The organism is Mesorhizobium sp. Primo-A, assembly GCF_003997175.1.
Lineage (GTDB): Bacteria > Pseudomonadota > Alphaproteobacteria > Rhizobiales > Rhizobiaceae > Mesorhizobium > Mesorhizobium ciceri.
Genome location: NZ_RZTG01000025.1, coordinates 38,156 through 52,400, shown reverse-complemented (window position 1 = coordinate 52,400; position 14,245 = coordinate 38,156). Strand labels below are relative to the sequence as shown.

Below are 14,245 nucleotides of genomic sequence, written 5' to 3'. Positions count from 1 at the left end.
CCCTCCGCCCTCTCCCCGGCCTTCCCGCAGCCGGATTCGAATGATGCCTGGAACCAAATCACGGGGCCTGGAACCAAACCGCGGGCGAGACTGTTCAGTTGTAGCTTTGATCCCACCCAGACATCCTGGCCGGCAAAGCGGCGACATTGAGGAGTTCTCACCATGAAGATTTCATCCGGATTTCGTTCCATAGCGGTTGCCGCCGTCGCCACCGCGAGCATCGGCTTTGCCAGCGCCGCGCATGCCGACAGCGGCACGATCCGCTTCGCCGTCTACAAGGCGGCCTTCTTCGTCGGTGGCTCCGGAGGCGAAGGAACGCTGACCTTCCATGGCCGCCGCTATCCCATCTCGGTCGGCGGCGTCTCGGGCGGTCTCGCCTTCGGCGTCTCCAAGACCTATTTCCGAGGTACCGTGCGCCACATCAAACGTGCGCGGGATGTGACCGGGGTCTACGGTGCGGCGGGCGGTGGCGGCGCGCTTGGCAAAGGGGCTCAGGTGATCGTCATGACCAATGACAAGGGCGCCCAGCTCGAATTGACGGGCAGGCAGGTCGGCCTGCAGGTCAACGCCGACCTCAGCGGCATGAGCATCTCGCTGAGGTAGCCGTTAGCTCCTCAGGCCCGGCGCTTCCTGCCCCGTCCGCTCGACATATTCCGTATAGCCGCCGCCATAGGTGTGGATGCCTTCGGGCGTCAGTTCCAGCACGCGGTTGGAAAGCGCCGCCAGAAAATGCCGGTCGTGCGAGACGAACAGCATGGTGCCCTCATACTGCGAAAGTGCCGTGATCAGCATCTCCTTGGTGGCGATGTCGAGATGGTTGGTCGGCTCGTCCAGCACCAAAAGGTTGGGCGGGTCGAACAGCATCAGCGCCATCACCAGCCGCGCCTTCTCGCCGCCTGACAGCACACGGCATTTCTTCTCGATCTCGTCGCCGGAAAAGCCGAAGCAGCCTGCGAGTGCCCGCAGCGGCGCCTGGCCGGCCTGGGGGAACGCGTCTTCCAGTGTCTGGAACACAGTGCGCTCGCCTTCCAGCACCTCCATGGCGTGCTGGGCGAAATATCCCATCTTGACACTTGGGCCCCGCGCGACCGTGCCGGTATCGGGCTCGGAAGCGCCGGCGACCAGCTTCAGAAGCGTCGATTTGCCGGCGCCGTTGACGCCCATGATGCACCAGCGCTCGCGGCGGCGGACCTGGAAATCGAGCCCCTCATAGATGCTGCGGCTGCCATAGCCCTTGTGGACGTTCTTCAGCGTGACGACATCCTCACCGCAGCGCGGCGCCGGCAGGAAATCGAAGGACACGGTCTGGCGGCGCTTCGGCGGCTCGACGCGGTCGATCTTGTCCAGCTTCTTCACCCGGCTCTGCACCTGCGCGGCATGCGAGGCGCGCGCCTTGAAGCGCTCGATGAAGGCGATCTCCTTGGCCAGCATCGCCTGCTGGCGCTCGAACTGAGCCTGCTGCTGCTTATCGGCGATCGCCCGCTGCTGCTGGTAGAATTCGTAGTTTCCGGAATAGGCGGTCAGCGAACCGGCGTCGATCTCGACCACCTTGTTGACGATGCGGTTCATGAACTCGCGGTCGTGCGAGGTCATCAGCAGCGCGCCATCATAGTTCTTCAGGAAGGATTCCAGCCAGATCAGGCTCTCCAGGTCGAGATGGTTCGACGGCTCGTCGAGCAGCATGGCGTCGGGCCGCATCAACAGGATGCGGGCCAGCGCCACGCGCATCTTCCAGCCGCCGGACAGCTTTCCGACATCGCCGTCCATCATCTCCTGCGAAAAGCCGAGACCGTCCAGCACTTCGCGGGCGCGGCCATCCAGCGCATAACCGTCGAGTTCCTCGAAGCGGTGCTGCGCCTCGCCATATTTTTCGATGATCTCGTCCATCTGGTCGGCCTGCTCGGGATCGGCCATGGCCGCCTCGAGGGCCGCCATTTCGGCCGCGACTTCGCTGACCGGCCCGGCGCCGTTCATCACTTCGGCGACAGCGCTGTGGCCTTCCATGTCGCCGACATCCTGGCTGAAATAGCCGATGGTGACGCCGCGATCGACCTGCACCTGGCCTTCGTCTGGCTGCTCCTGGCCGGTGATCATGCGAAACAGCGTCGTCTTGCCGGCGCCGTTCGGCCCGACGAGGCCGACCTTCTCGCCCTTCTGCAGGGACGCCGACGCTTCGATGAAGACAAGCTGACGGCCGTTCTGCTTGCTGATGCTTTCAAGTCTGATCATGCGGTGTCCGGGGAATTTTGCTTGCGTGAAACGATTTGCCCGGCGCCTTACGCGAAGGATAGCCGCAAAGGAAGAGGCGCAAGCGCCGCACACCGCCGATCTCCCCCTCGTGGGGGAGATTGGCAGCTTCACCGCCAGACACACTCCAGAAACAAGATTCAACATCCGGGAAAAACTCGCGAAAACATCGCCTGTCATAACCACCCTCGCGGCGGTCACGCGGCCTGCGGCACAACGCGAAGAAATGGTCCCGAAACATGCAACGACGTTCGACCGGATGGATGGCTGCCCTGACAGGCATTTCGCTCGCCGTGCTTGCGGTCGCACAGTCGGATGCGGCGGTCACCCGGAGCGAATATTGCAGCCGGCTCGGTCTTCAACTCGACGGAGCCATCCAGACCAAAGCCAAACCCGGTGCCAGCGCGAGCCAGATCGCCGAGGCAACGGCACTCCAGGACAAGGCGAACCGGTTCTGTGCCGAGCGCAAGCAGGCGCAAGGCATCCGGACCTATGCCAATGCCCTGAAACTTCTTGGCGTGACACCGGTCGACCTGGACCAGTGACAGCAACCATCCATCCCTGAAAGACAGGCCGCCACTCTCGGATAGCGACGGCGGTTCTTCCAGCGCATAGCACCGCTGAAATTGCTGCCGGCTACTTCTCGCCCAGATACTGGAAGACGGCCTGCTTCCACCAATCGCTTTCGATGGTCTGCAGGAGGGCGACATCGAGAGACTTGCGCAACGGGCTGCCGAGCGGCAGCGCAATGGCATATTGCTGCTGGTCGAACGTCGCATCGAGAACCTGCAGGCTTGTCGCGTAATTCTGCCCGACCAGCCAGCCAAGCAGCGGCTTGTCGTGCACCAGCGCGTCGATCTTGCCGGCGCGAAGCGCGTTGAGGCCTTGCTGGATCGAGGCAAAGTCCTGATGACGGATCTGGGTCGAATCCAGATAGGACGCCGTCGACGAGCTCTGCACCGCGCCGACCCTGACCGCGGCGAGATCGCTTTCGCCCTGCACCATGCCTTCCATCTGCGTCACCGTCAGCACCGATGTGACACCCGCAGTGAACACCGCGATCGCAATGATCGATCCCATCATCCAGAGCGCGGCCAGCACGCGCCCCGGCACGGTTCGCGGGCCGAAATCACCGGTGCTGGCCTGCGTCGCGGCGATGGTCGACCACCACATGCTGGAAAACAGTCCCTTGGCGACGCCGCCGCCGAAATCGTCATTGTGCCGGCGTTCGAACATCCAGATGAGGACGCCGACCACCACCGATATGATGACCAGCGCCAGAACCGCCTGCAGGAAGCCGAACGACGTCAGGGCATGCAGCACCGGCCGCCATGACGGCTGGTTGTTGAGCGGCGTTGCGATGCCGAGCCCGGTCGTGAAGAAGGGCTGCGTGAAGTCGACGGCCTTTTCGCGGTCGGCCGTGACCGTGATCGCGGCCATCGCCGCATCGAATCTGCCGCTGACGACGCCATCGATCTGGTCCTGCACGGCAGGCACTTCGACATAGTGGAAGCGCAGGTTGAGCCGCCCGGCCATTTTCTGCCAGAGGTCGATGCTCAATCCCGACCAGCTGCCGTCCTGCAGCTTGAACGCAAAAGGCGGCGCCTGTTTTATCCCGACCGAGATCTCTTTTGCCGGCGAGGCCGAGGGGGAAGCCAAGTCGGGAGAAGTCTGATCGGGCGAAGTCTGGGCAAGCGTGACCCCGGCTCCCACACACGCGACGATGACAATGAGACCCAGCGCCATCGTCCACGAAGCAACTCTTCTCAACGGCAACGACTCCCAGCGACCGGTCCGCCGCTCGATCGTCGCGGCTTTCGAAGGGTAGCCGCCGTGCCCTCCTCCGTCCACCAGCGATGTCGTTGCTGAAGCGGCCGCGCCACGCCGACCCCGAATTGCGCGAAAACAAGCAGTTGGAACAATTTCGCGATTCAAATCCTGAAGCGCTTCGCGCAACGAGGGATCCCTTGAGGACAGGCTTGCGGCGCCGAAGACGAACTCGCGCCAAACCTCACTTCCTGCCTTGCGGATGGATCGTCTCACCGCGCTTCAGCATTGCCACAAACGCTTCGATCTTCCTCTTGCGCCCGGCCTCCGTCTTCATGTTGTGAATGCGGAAGGCGAGCGCGAAGCGGTTTTGCGCGCTGAGCTTTGCCAACATCGCCTTCGCAGCGGGTTCGGCGTCTATGGCCGCTTGCAAATCATCGGGAATTTTCATCTCCTTGCCGCTGCCATAGGCGCGCGCCCAGCGCCCGTCCGCCTTCGCCGCTTCGACCTGTTTGAGCCCATGCTCGGTCATGCGGCCCTCCTCGACCAGCCGCGCCACATTGTCGATGTTGATCAGGCTCCAGATGCTCTTCCTGCCGCGCGGCGTGTAGCGCTGCAGGAAGCTCTTGTCGTCCAACCCTTTGCGCACCGCATCGATCCAGCCGAAGCACAGCACCACGTCGATGGCTTGCTTGGGGGTGATCGATTTCAATCCCGACCCCACCTTGTGCACCTTGATCCAGACTTCGGTTTCCGTGGCGTGGTGCTTGCTCAGCCAGGCGTAGAAGCCGGCAGGATCCGCGAATTCGTGGACCTTGGCGGGATCGACCTTGATCGGCGCCATCAGTCGGCCTGCCCGTTCGATGCTGTTGCCCCTCGCGTCATCGCTCTCACTGTCGTCCTGCCTCCGGCATCATGCCCATCGTCATTGGCCAGCATCGTGGCATGAATTGCTGTCAGTTTCCGGCAGCAAACTTGGCAGGCGCGCACGGCGTTCCTTCGCGCCCGTCGGCCCGAACATTTTTCTTCCCGCCCCACTGTAGAAAGTCCCGGAATACCTGCCATGCTCGTGCTCGGGCACGCCGTCTCGCTCCCGGGGGAATACGCATGAAATCTCTGTTGCTCGCCTTTGTGTTGTTTCTCCCCACGGCCACCCTCGCCGAGCCGATCGAAACCCGGAAGATCATCACGGCTGTGACTGGCGATTTCAATGGCGACGGCGCCGTCGATCTTGCCATGGTGGTGGAGACCGAACCCGGCCATCCGATGGACGTCCACTTCTTCCTCAGGGACAGGAGCACAATTACCTCAAACCCGTCGAGATCGTGCACGAGCAGATCCAAGGGGAATGGAACGGCTACGAGCGGGCGGGCTACGAGAACTCCGACACCGAGCCGGAACTGACGATGCTGCCCAACGGCTCGATCAAATTCTACCTGCCAGCGATGGAGATCGGCAGCGAACGGACCGACATGACGCTGACCATCGCCTGGCGCAATGATGCCTTCATCGTCGCCGGCTTCGCCTATGACCACTATGACTATTTGAAGGAGAATGCCGAAAGCGCCTGCGAGTACAATGTGCTGACCGGCAAAGGCACCAGCAGCGAAAAGCAGCCGGACGGCAGCACCAAGCACAGGAACGTCTCGGTCGAAGGCCAGACCATCGCCTTCAAGGACTGGAACCCCGGCACCACCTTCAGCGCTTGCGGCGCGTGACCGGCGCCTCTTCGACCGACTTCAGCTTGGCGGCGGCGCTGCCGGCGTCAGCCCGTGGCGGCGCATGATATCCATCATCCCAGCCTTGTCCGGCGGACCGCCGGCGGCGGCGTGGAACATGGCGAATATCTCACGGAAATAGTCCGGACCGATCGCCGCTGGTGTGACGACGCACAGCGCTTTCGCATCCGCGCTGCCATTGTTGTCGAAGCGATGGACTGCGCCGCGCGGGATGCACAGCGCTTCTCCCGGTCCGACCTCGATCGGCTTGCCGTCGACGGTCCAGGTCAGCACCCCTTCAATGCCGTAGATCGTCTCTTCGTAGTGATCATGGCTGTGCGCCGGCGCCAGCAGGCGCAGTCCGCTGGCAACCCTCAACTCAAAGGCGGCGATGCTGCCGTTCGAACTGTCGCCCGTCACCAGGAAGCGAATCGACAGCCCCTTGTCGCCGGTCTCATTGGCTGGATTGACCTGAAGATTCATGACCGACATTGCGCAAAGCCCTCCGGTAAATTACATTTACTCGCTATCAGTAAACTCAATTTACCGGATCGTCAATGCCCACCTCAACGGAAGTTCTACAGACCAAGACCGAGAACCTGCTGATCGGCGCCCTGCTGCGCGTGCCGGCACAAGCGATCCAGCGGCGGCTGATCAAGGAGCTCAACGCCGCCGGTTTCGACGAATTGCGCCTGCCGCATATGGCGGTGTTGCAGTTTCCCGGACCGGACGGCGCGCGGCCCGGCACCATCGCCGAGCGTGCCGGCATGAGCAAACAGGCCATCAACCAGCTGCTCAGCAGTCTCGAAGGGTACGGCTACCTCGTCCGCTCCGACATTCCCGGCGATGGCGGTGCGCGCGTGGTGCGATCCACGGAACGCGGTCATGCCGCGTTCTGGAAAATGGTCGATATCCTGCGCGACATCGAGGAGGAATGGCGCACCGAACTTGGGCCGGAGCGCTTTGCCCAGCTGAAAGCTCTGCTGTTTGTCGTCTGGGAAAGTCCGCTGGTGCGCTGAGCCAGAGACGGCGCCCGTCCGCCCTGCTCCATCGGCCTTTCCGATGGCACTATCGGTTTCTTCCGTTTCCTTCTGTCGCGCCGAACTGCCAATTCCTGCCCTTGTCCATCCAAGCAAAGGCAGAGCGAAATGAGCATTTCGAAACAGAAAATCCTGATCGTCGGCGGCGGCTCCGGCATGGGCCTGGCGCTGGCCAGGCGCTGCATCGAGGCCGGAGCCAAGGTGATCATCGCCGGGCGCGGCCAAGACCGGCTGCGGCAGGCGCGCGAGGCGCTCGGCAATCCCGCCGGGCTGGAGACGGCCGTCGTCGACATCGCGCGCGAAGACCAGGTCTCGGCGCTGTTCGCAGCGATTGGCGGACTCGACCACATCGTCTGCACCGCAGCCGACATCGAAGGCGCCTACCGGCTGCTGCCGGAGCTTGACCTGATGGCGGCGCAAAAGGTGGTGGAGAGCAAGCTGTATGGCCCGCTGCTGCTCGCCAAGCACGGTGCGCCGCGGCTGGCAGCATCCGGCTCCATGACCTTCGTCTCCGGTATCGCCGCCTATCGCCCAGCCGCACGCGGCTCCGTCGTTGCTGCTGTCAACGCAGCGCTCGAAGGCCTCGTGCGGGCGCTGGCGGTCGAGTTGGCGCCGATCCGCGTCAATGCCGTGTCACCCGGCTGGGTCGACACCACGATCTGGGCGCAAGTGGCCGGCGACAGGAAGGACGAGACGTTAGCCGCGATGGCCAAGCGGCTGCCGGTCGGGCGGATTGGCCAACCCGATGATATCGCCGACGCCATCGCCTTCCTGATCGGCAATGGCTTTACCACGGGAACGACGCTGCATGTCGAGGGCGGCCACCGCCTGATCTGAACCGCCGCTGCTTCCGTCAGGAGTTGTTTGCAAACAAGGCCTTGGAGCGGTTCGACGATTCAAGTCCTGAACCAGCCTTGGCGGGCTGCAGGGCCGGCACCAGCGTGTCGCGCGCGGCAGTGAGCAATTGCTTAAGCGCCGGCAGCTGGACGCGCCGGCGGCGCCAGATCATCACCAGCGGCGCCGTCCGCATCTGGCCGGGCCATCGCATTTCGACGATGTCGCCGCGTGCGAGCGCATCCGGGACGGCCAGGCGTGGAACGAGGGCGAGCCCCGCGCCGGCCGCCACCAGCCGCGCAATGGCGCCGATGCTGCCGACCTCGTTGGCAAGTCTGGGTGCGGCAGCGCCCGCCTCGGCAAAGGCCGTGTCGAACATGTGTCGGTAGATACATCCGGGCTCCGTTGCCACGAACTGCAGTTCGCCAAGCGCGGCAAGGTCGCCTGGCACGCTGCCCTGCCCCGGAGCCGCGACCAGCACCAGCGGTTCGGCTGCTATCGTGCGCCTGGCGAAGTGTTTATCCGACGCGCCCTTCGCGAAATCACGGCGGTCGAAGCAGAACGCGACATCGATGTCGCCATCCTCCAATTGGCGCAGCAGCGCGCCGCTGCCCGCCACCTTCATCCGCACGGTGATGTCGGGATGGCCGGCCTGGAACCCGGGCAGCCAAGGCGCCAGCCTGGCCGACGCGATCGTCTCCAGCGCGCCGATGGTCAGGTGCCCGCTTGTCGAACCTGCCGCTGCCTGCACGGCCGCGCGCGCCTCGCCGTCGAGCCGCAACAAATCCTCGGCGATCGGCTGCAGCGCTAGGCCTGCCGGCGTCAGCTCGAGACCGGACTTCGCGCGCGTGAACAGGGCAGCGCCAAGCTCGGCCTCGAGCGCCAGGATCTGGTCGCTGACGCTCGATTGCGCGAGGTGGACCACTTCTGCGGCGCGCGTGATGTTGCGGCTCCGCGCCACCGCAAGGAAGGTTTTGAGCAGTCTTGGATGCATCGTGTGGCTGACGCGCTATTGCAGCTGCGGTTTCTTCAGAAAACTGCCGCGGTCGGCGGACTTGACGCGCAGCCAGGTTTCGCGGCCGTCGCGCAGCACCCGCATCGGAATCTCGGCACCGGCCGAGCCGCTCTCCCACAGCTTGCGATAGAAATCGGCGAGTCCATCGACCGCGCCGTCGCGGATGTCCGAGATGATGTCGCCCTGGCGCAGGCCAGCCTTGGCCGCCGGACCGCCTTCGGTCACGCTCATCACCACCACTCTGCCATCGCTTTCGGCCGACAGGGCGCCGAGCCATGGACGCGGCGGCTTGGCCACCTGGCCGCGCGTCAGGAGATCGTCGAGTATGGGCGGCAACAGATCGATCGGCACCACCATGTTGATATCGGCGACCTCGCCATTGCGGCTCATCTGCAGGCGCAGCGAACCGATGCCGAGCAGCGAGCCATCGGCGCCGAACAGCCCGGCACCGCCCCAGGACGGGTGCGCCGGCGCAATGAAGATCGCCTCGTCGAGCAGATACTCCCAATAGCCGGCGAATTCCTGCTTGGTGACGATCCTGGCCTGCACCGACTGGCCGATGCCGTCGGCCAGCACCACGGCGTCGCCGATCCTGGCCTTGCCGGCATCGCCCAGCGCCACCGCCGGCAGGCCGAGCGGCGCCAGCGCCTGCACCAGGCCGAAGCCCGATTCCTGGTCATAGGCCAGCGCGTGCGCGGGGATGACGCGGCCGTCATGGCTGGTCAGCCAGACCTCTTCCGCTTCGGTGATGAGATAGCCGATGGTCAGCACCAGCCCGTCATTGCGAATGACGACGCCGCTGCCTTCCCTGAGCGTGCCGAGCGCCCCGGCCGTAAAGGCATCTTCGGGAACAGTGGCCCGCACGGCCACGACCGAGCGCAGATTGGGATTGATGGTCATGCTTTTGTCCTGGGTGGGCTTTGGCGACATCTTCTATAGGTATGCCACGCAGGAGAAGGCGCAAGGGTAAGGAAGAGCCCAATTGCCGATGTTGGCACTGCGGGCATCGATAATAGTTCAACGCAAGTTGAACTTACACATCCGCAGCCCTAGTTAATGGCGACCTGCCATCCTTCCCCGACACGAGGCCACGAAATGACCGACTACACACCGCCGAAAGTATGGACCTGGAACAAGCCGAGCGGCGGAGCCTTTGCCAGCATCAACCGGCCGATCGCCGGGCCGACGCATGACAAGGAACTGCCTGTCGGCAAGCATCCGTTGCAGCTCTATTCGCTGGCGACGCCGAACGGCGTCAAGGTCACCGTCATGCTGGAAGAGCTTCTGGCGCGCGGCCACAAGGGTGCCGAATACGATGCCTGGCTGATCCGGATCAACGATGGCGACCAGTTCGGCAGCGGCTTCGTCGAGGTCAATCCAAACTCCAAGATTCCGGCCCTGATGGACCACAGTGGCACCACACCGGTGCGCATCTTCGAATCCGGCTCGATCCTGGTCTATCTCGCCGAAAAGTTTGGCGAATTCCTTCCGACCGAACAGCCGGCCCGCGCCGAGGTGCTGTCCTGGCTGTTCTGGCAGATGGGCTCGGCGCCGTATCTGGGCGGCGGCTTCGGCCACTTCTACGCCTATGCGCCGGAAAAGTTCGAATATGCCATCGATCGCTTCTCGATGGAGGTGAAGCGTCAGATGGACGTGCTCGACCGCCGGTTGGCCGAGACTGAATATCTCGGCGGCAAGGACTATTCCATCGCCGACATGGCGGTGTGGCCCTGGTATGGCGGGCTGGCACTCGGCCGCATGTACAATGATTCCGGCGAGTTCCTGTCGGTGCACGAGTACAAGCATGTGCAGCGTTGGGCGAAGGCCATCGACGCCCGCCCGGCGGTCAAGCGCGGGCGCATGGTCAACCGCGCCTTCGGTGAGCCTGCCATGCAACTGCATGAACGCCACGACGCCAGCGATTTCGAGACCAAGACGCAGGATAGACTGGCCGCCGAATAGGCCATCGCGGGTCGCGGCAAAGGAAACCCGCCCCGACGCGACGTCGGGGCGGGTTTTTCCCAAGGTCCAGTACTGCGGAATCCCTAGTGCAGCACTTCAACAATCTGGCGGGTCTCCGGATCGACGAGGACCGTCTGGTCGTTGATCACCGCGACGCGGTATTTGACGTCGGGCACCTCACGCAGTTCGACCGTATCCGGCACCGACGAGCCGAGCTTGAGCTCGACGCCCAGAAGGTTCACCGAGGCAAGCGGTTCTCTCTTGATGTATTCGCGAACGACTGTCTCCTGCTCCGGCTGGACGACGACGACGTTTTCCGCCAGCGCCGCACCAATCCCGCCCATCAGGACGACGGCGGTCGCCGCGCTCGTAAGATAAAGTCTCATGGCCATCTCCTAGTGATAACTGAATTCCGCCCTCCATAAAAACTCCACCGCTGCCATGCGGTTCCATCGTAACTTCAGAATTGAAGATATTACGATTGCAGCCTGGATATTGATTGGTTGCTGATCAAACATTCGGCAGACAGCATTCAAGAGTTTGAAAACTTGCACAGATATGTACGGATATTTAAAGGGAAAAAATTCAATCTGAGCACCAGTGCGCCAAATCGGCCGCGCATCCGCCTCTTCATCTGGACGATTTGAAAGGCTCCAGCACGAAAAGGGCTCGCCCCGCCGGGAGCAGAGCGAGCCATAACGGCACCGATGGAGGCGGCAACCTCATCGGCACTGCCAGAGAACGCGAAGCATCAGCACTTGTTCCCAACCTGTCGGCCTGAGCACAATGCGGAGCGGTCGCGCATGCATCCTGTTCCCATGATAACGCTGGCCGAAATCTCCAGCAGGGATATGCTCAGAAGCCGTCTCAGCGACCAAACACCTTGCCGTCGGTCGTGATCGCGCTGGTGGCGACGTTCCCCGAGCGCCCCGGCGCACGCGCTCGAGTGGACGGCCTGGTATGGAAACGCCATTCCTGATCGGTCCCGGTCACCCGGTCTCAAAGCTGGACACCGTCGCGATGCAATGGCGGAAAGGCGTCTACCGGATCCTGGCTCGGCACGATGTCATGTGCGCGCCTGAAGATCAGCCTCACGACGAGCACGAAGTAGCCGACCTGCAGGACAAGCAGCGTCGCTATCGTCCAGGCAAATGCCTCCCAGAAGGAGCCGGTGGTCATATAGGTCCAGACCGCGACGATGACGGCCGTGGCTGACATTCCTACCAGAAACTGTCCAAAATACATGGTTTCCAAAACCGTCGAAACCGCGCCGGTTCCAACCAGTCCCTGCCTCATTTCATTTCCCGCGGACAACATTTCATTATTTTAGCAACTTCGCAAGTAAGGGGTCAGTCGCCGCAATGCGTTCTCCATTTGCACGGCAACTTGGCAACTGTGCGGGCCGCGGCCGCGGTGCTGGCGGGCTGGGCTGACACGCCAGCCGTCGACAATCCAGAAGCACGCCGGTCTTTGCACTTCGGGTCCGGAACAAACGCCGGCACGCCGAGTTTCGCCTCCAGTTCTTCAACGATTGGAGGCCAGCATGGCACCTCGCAACAAACCAAGCGCCGACATCGAAGATGACGCACCGAGGGCGGATGGGCCGACCATCGAGCAGCAGGATTGGGATGCAATCAAGGGCGGCGAGATCCTGCCAGAGTCCGCGCCGGAAAACGGCGACATGCGTTACGGCGTCGAAAAAGACGGCGATCTGCCGGACGAGGACGACGATAACGCGTACCAGGACAGCGACGACGCCCTCCCCGATGATGAGGAAGAAGCCGCAATCACGCACGATCAGACCCGAGAGGGCGGATTCGACGAGACGTGAGCTATTCGTCGCCCGAGACATGACTGCCTGTTGTTGAACTTGCCAAAGCCACATTTTCCATGCCCGGTTCGCGGGCGATTTTGCTTGGCCAGCTAAGTTTTCCGCCCAGGCAATATATCAGGTTTACCTAAAGTAACGGAACATCCAAGGGACATTATCGGAACTGAACAAGGCCCCTTGGACCTTTGCGCTCGGCAGATAAGACCTTGGTCCTACAGGAAAAAGCAAAAGCCCAAAGTGACCGATTGAGTCTTCCAACGAGGGAACATCGGGCCTCGCTTGTCGTTTGTCGCAGAACTCGGCACCGCCGGGTGTCTGGAGAACGCCGCGATGGCCCACCGATCCACCATCATCAAGACAGGCTATGGCCCAGGAACGGCGATTGCCGTGCTCATGGTTGGATTGACGGCGGTGGGCATCGTGTTCCTCATTCTCGGCAGTTCGCTTTACTTCAGCGAGCAGCCTACGGATCAACGTGTCTTGTCTTCGCCGCCGGCTCGATCGATACACACGGCCCGATAACCGAGCGGCAAACTGAACGAGCAACTGCTGGACGATAGCGACGAGCAGGCCGGCGTATGGTGAAGATAGAGGGTTCGCCAGGCGCCGAAGCGGCTTGCGAACCCTCTCAGCGCAGGAAGGGACGTTGCTGCGCCGATCGACGACATGTCAGCCAAGGACTATTCCCATCACCAGAAAGGTAACGGCTGTCGCGAAAATCGGTGCGAGCAACCAGCGCGCTTGGCCAACACTTTTGTCCATCTGTTTCTCCGAATTCCGGGAGACAAACAGCCGTGAACAGAGAGCCGTTCCCGTCGGTAAGACCAATGCGCTCTCGGGCCAGACTTAAGTCGCAGACAGCATCCGACCGAAGCCCAATCTGAGGAACATTTTCAGTTGGCTCAAGTTCAGTTGCCGTCAGCGTTGGACGATCTTGTCATGCTGACTCGCAAGGAGAAACAGTATGAAAATGCACCTAACGGGCGCCGCAGCGGCGCTGTTGCTGTTGGCCGGAGTGGGCGCCGTTGCCGCTCAGGACGTTGTCATCCAGCCTGAACAGGACACGGTCATCCGCGAGTATGTGAAGAAGCAGCCCCTCGCTTCGGTCAAGATTCCCGGCGTGGAACTGAATGTTGGTAGCGCGTTGCCGGATACGGTCGAGCTTCATGAGATCCCCGACGTCAAATACCGCTACGTAGTGGTCGACAACCGCACCGTCCTGGTGGATCCGGGCACCCGCAAGATCGTCAAGGTCTACGACTGAACTTGGAATTGTCCCAAACCCGCCGCCAGCCATGGCGGCGGGTTGCCCATGTCAGTTTCCAATCAGGACGAGTGAAGATGATAAGCAAAGCTGTGACATCCCCTGCTTTGGGCGTTCGCCTGGCCGATCTCCAGGCCCGGATGCGCGATGCGCGGGTGACGGATGCCGAAATGAAAACCTTTCAAAAGGTCGCGGCCATCATGGAAGATCGTCACGGCCGGATCGATGGCGACGACCTGATTGCGGTGTCGTTCCTCGCCGATCCGGTGCAGCACCGGCAAACGCCTTGAACGACATTTCCAATAACCAGCAGGCTTTTTGACTCCCGGACCGGGAAAGCGCGCCGAAAGTCTCAGCCGAATCCGCCCTTTTGCTCCGGCCTATTCCGCTTTCGCGGAAGTTTCGAGCGGCACGCAATGTGCAATGTTGCTAATGCGGCGGTACGAGCCGCCCTGGTTGACGCGGGCGCCCGAGCCATCCCAACAATGCGCCCCCCCCGTCCGCGTCGACCACGGCAGGCGCCCGGCGCTGTCTTCCCTCGCGAAGTCCTCAAGCCGGCCTGCCTGA

17 protein-coding genes are annotated in these 14,245 nt (G+C 62.6%); 9 read left to right on the top strand and 8 right to left on the bottom strand.

Going from position 1 to position 14,245, the window contains the following annotated elements; translation table 11 throughout:
• Positions 1 to 162: 162 nt before the first annotated feature.
• Entirely contained in the window at positions 163 to 603 is a 441-nt protein-coding gene (locus EOC83_RS30755) for a hypothetical protein (RefSeq protein WP_013530641.1), read from the top strand.
• Positions 604 to 606: 3 nt separating this feature from the next.
• Here EOC83_RS30755 and EOC83_RS30750 read toward each other — a convergent pair whose 3' ends face one another.
• Positions 607 to 2,229, bottom strand: coding sequence for an ABC-F family ATP-binding cassette domain-containing protein (locus tag EOC83_RS30750; protein ID WP_013530640.1), 1,623 nt, complete (start codon positions 2,227 to 2,229; stop codon positions 607 to 609).
• 281 nt (positions 2,230 to 2,510) lie between these two features.
• Here EOC83_RS30750 and EOC83_RS30745 point away from each other — a divergent pair, with 281 nt between their 5' ends.
• Positions 2,511 to 2,792: a hypothetical protein gene (locus EOC83_RS30745; protein WP_082826505.1), complete on the top strand. Its 282-nt coding sequence runs from the start codon at positions 2,511 to 2,513 to the stop codon at positions 2,790 to 2,792.
• 91 nt (positions 2,793 to 2,883) lie between these two features.
• Here EOC83_RS30745 and EOC83_RS30740 read toward each other — a convergent pair whose 3' ends face one another.
• The gene (locus EOC83_RS30740; RefSeq protein ID WP_224621835.1) at positions 2,884 to 4,017 is read right to left on the bottom strand and encodes a transporter substrate-binding domain-containing protein; all 1,134 of its coding nucleotides are present in this window, start codon (positions 4,015 to 4,017) and stop codon (positions 2,884 to 2,886) included.
• Between the two features lie 241 nt (positions 4,018 to 4,258).
• The gene (locus tag EOC83_RS30735; RefSeq protein WP_027160818.1) at positions 4,259 to 4,858 is read right to left on the bottom strand and encodes a YdeI/OmpD-associated family protein; all 600 of its coding nucleotides are present in this window, start codon (positions 4,856 to 4,858) and stop codon (positions 4,259 to 4,261) included.
• 481 nt (positions 4,859 to 5,339) lie between these two features.
• Here EOC83_RS30735 and EOC83_RS33430 point away from each other — a divergent pair, with 481 nt between their 5' ends.
• Entirely contained in the window at positions 5,340 to 5,732 is a 393-nt protein-coding gene (locus EOC83_RS33430) for a hypothetical protein (RefSeq protein WP_244514320.1), read from the top strand.
• 21 nt (positions 5,733 to 5,753) lie between these two features.
• Here the strand turns inward: EOC83_RS33430 and EOC83_RS30725 are convergent, their stop codons facing one another.
• The gene (locus EOC83_RS30725; RefSeq protein ID WP_024501720.1) at positions 5,754 to 6,224 is read right to left on the bottom strand and encodes a cupin domain-containing protein; all 471 of its coding nucleotides are present in this window, start codon (positions 6,222 to 6,224) and stop codon (positions 5,754 to 5,756) included.
• A 65-nt stretch (positions 6,225 to 6,289) separates the two neighbouring features.
• Between EOC83_RS30725 and EOC83_RS30720 the strand changes: the two genes are divergently transcribed.
• Both EOC83_RS30720 and EOC83_RS30715 read left to right on the top strand, forming a co-directional pair.
• Complete coding sequence (locus tag EOC83_RS30720) at positions 6,290 to 6,751, top strand: MarR family winged helix-turn-helix transcriptional regulator (protein WP_024501721.1); 462 nt, start codon at positions 6,290 to 6,292, stop codon at positions 6,749 to 6,751.
• A 129-nt stretch (positions 6,752 to 6,880) separates the two neighbouring features.
• A complete protein-coding gene (locus EOC83_RS30715; protein WP_024501722.1) occupies positions 6,881 to 7,609 on the top strand; it encodes an SDR family oxidoreductase in 729 nt (242 codons plus the stop codon).
• 16 nt (positions 7,610 to 7,625) lie between these two features.
• Here the strand turns inward: EOC83_RS30715 and EOC83_RS30710 are convergent, their stop codons facing one another.
• Together EOC83_RS30710 and EOC83_RS30705 are read right to left on the bottom strand one after the other, a co-directional pair.
• Positions 7,626 to 8,600, bottom strand: coding sequence for a LysR family transcriptional regulator (locus EOC83_RS30710; protein WP_063168624.1), 975 nt, complete (start codon positions 8,598 to 8,600; stop codon positions 7,626 to 7,628).
• Between the two features lie 15 nt (positions 8,601 to 8,615).
• Positions 8,616 to 9,521 carry a S1C family serine protease gene (locus EOC83_RS30705; protein ID WP_024501724.1) on the bottom strand — a complete coding sequence of 302 codons (906 nt, stop codon included), beginning with the start codon at positions 9,519 to 9,521 and terminating at the stop codon, positions 8,616 to 8,618.
• 195 nt (positions 9,522 to 9,716) lie between these two features.
• Between EOC83_RS30705 and yghU the strand changes: the two genes are divergently transcribed.
• Positions 9,717 to 10,583 carry a glutathione-dependent disulfide-bond oxidoreductase gene (yghU, locus tag EOC83_RS30700; protein WP_013530630.1) on the top strand — a complete coding sequence of 289 codons (867 nt, stop codon included), beginning with the start codon at positions 9,717 to 9,719 and terminating at the stop codon, positions 10,581 to 10,583.
• A gap of 83 nt (positions 10,584 to 10,666) precedes the next feature.
• On the opposite strand, the gene EOC83_RS30695 is transcribed toward yghU, so the two are convergent.
• Both EOC83_RS30695 and EOC83_RS30690 read right to left on the bottom strand, forming a co-directional pair.
• Positions 10,667 to 10,969 carry a DUF1236 domain-containing protein gene (locus tag EOC83_RS30695; protein ID WP_013530629.1) on the bottom strand — a complete coding sequence of 101 codons (303 nt, stop codon included), beginning with the start codon at positions 10,967 to 10,969 and terminating at the stop codon, positions 10,667 to 10,669.
• Positions 10,970 to 11,582: 613 nt separating this feature from the next.
• Positions 11,583 to 11,801 carry an exopolysaccharide production repressor protein gene (locus EOC83_RS30690; RefSeq protein ID WP_224674556.1) on the bottom strand — a complete coding sequence of 73 codons (219 nt, stop codon included), beginning with the start codon at positions 11,799 to 11,801 and terminating at the stop codon, positions 11,583 to 11,585.
• A 325-nt stretch (positions 11,802 to 12,126) separates the two neighbouring features.
• Between EOC83_RS30690 and EOC83_RS30685 the strand changes: the two genes are divergently transcribed.
• The 3 genes from EOC83_RS30685 to EOC83_RS30670 all read left to right on the top strand — a co-directional run bounded on the left by EOC83_RS30685 (position 12,127) and on the right by EOC83_RS30670 (position 13,968).
• Positions 12,127 to 12,414: a hypothetical protein gene (locus tag EOC83_RS30685; protein WP_063168625.1), complete on the top strand. Its 288-nt coding sequence runs from the start codon at positions 12,127 to 12,129 to the stop codon at positions 12,412 to 12,414.
• Positions 12,415 to 13,378: 964 nt separating this feature from the next.
• Entirely contained in the window at positions 13,379 to 13,678 is a 300-nt protein-coding gene (locus EOC83_RS30675; RefSeq protein ID WP_013530625.1) for a DUF1236 domain-containing protein, read from the top strand.
• Between the two features lie 107 nt (positions 13,679 to 13,785).
• Positions 13,786 to 13,968: a hypothetical protein gene (locus EOC83_RS30670; RefSeq protein ID WP_318014171.1), complete on the top strand. Its 183-nt coding sequence runs from the start codon at positions 13,786 to 13,788 to the stop codon at positions 13,966 to 13,968.
• Positions 13,969 to 14,245: the final 277 nt, after the last annotated feature.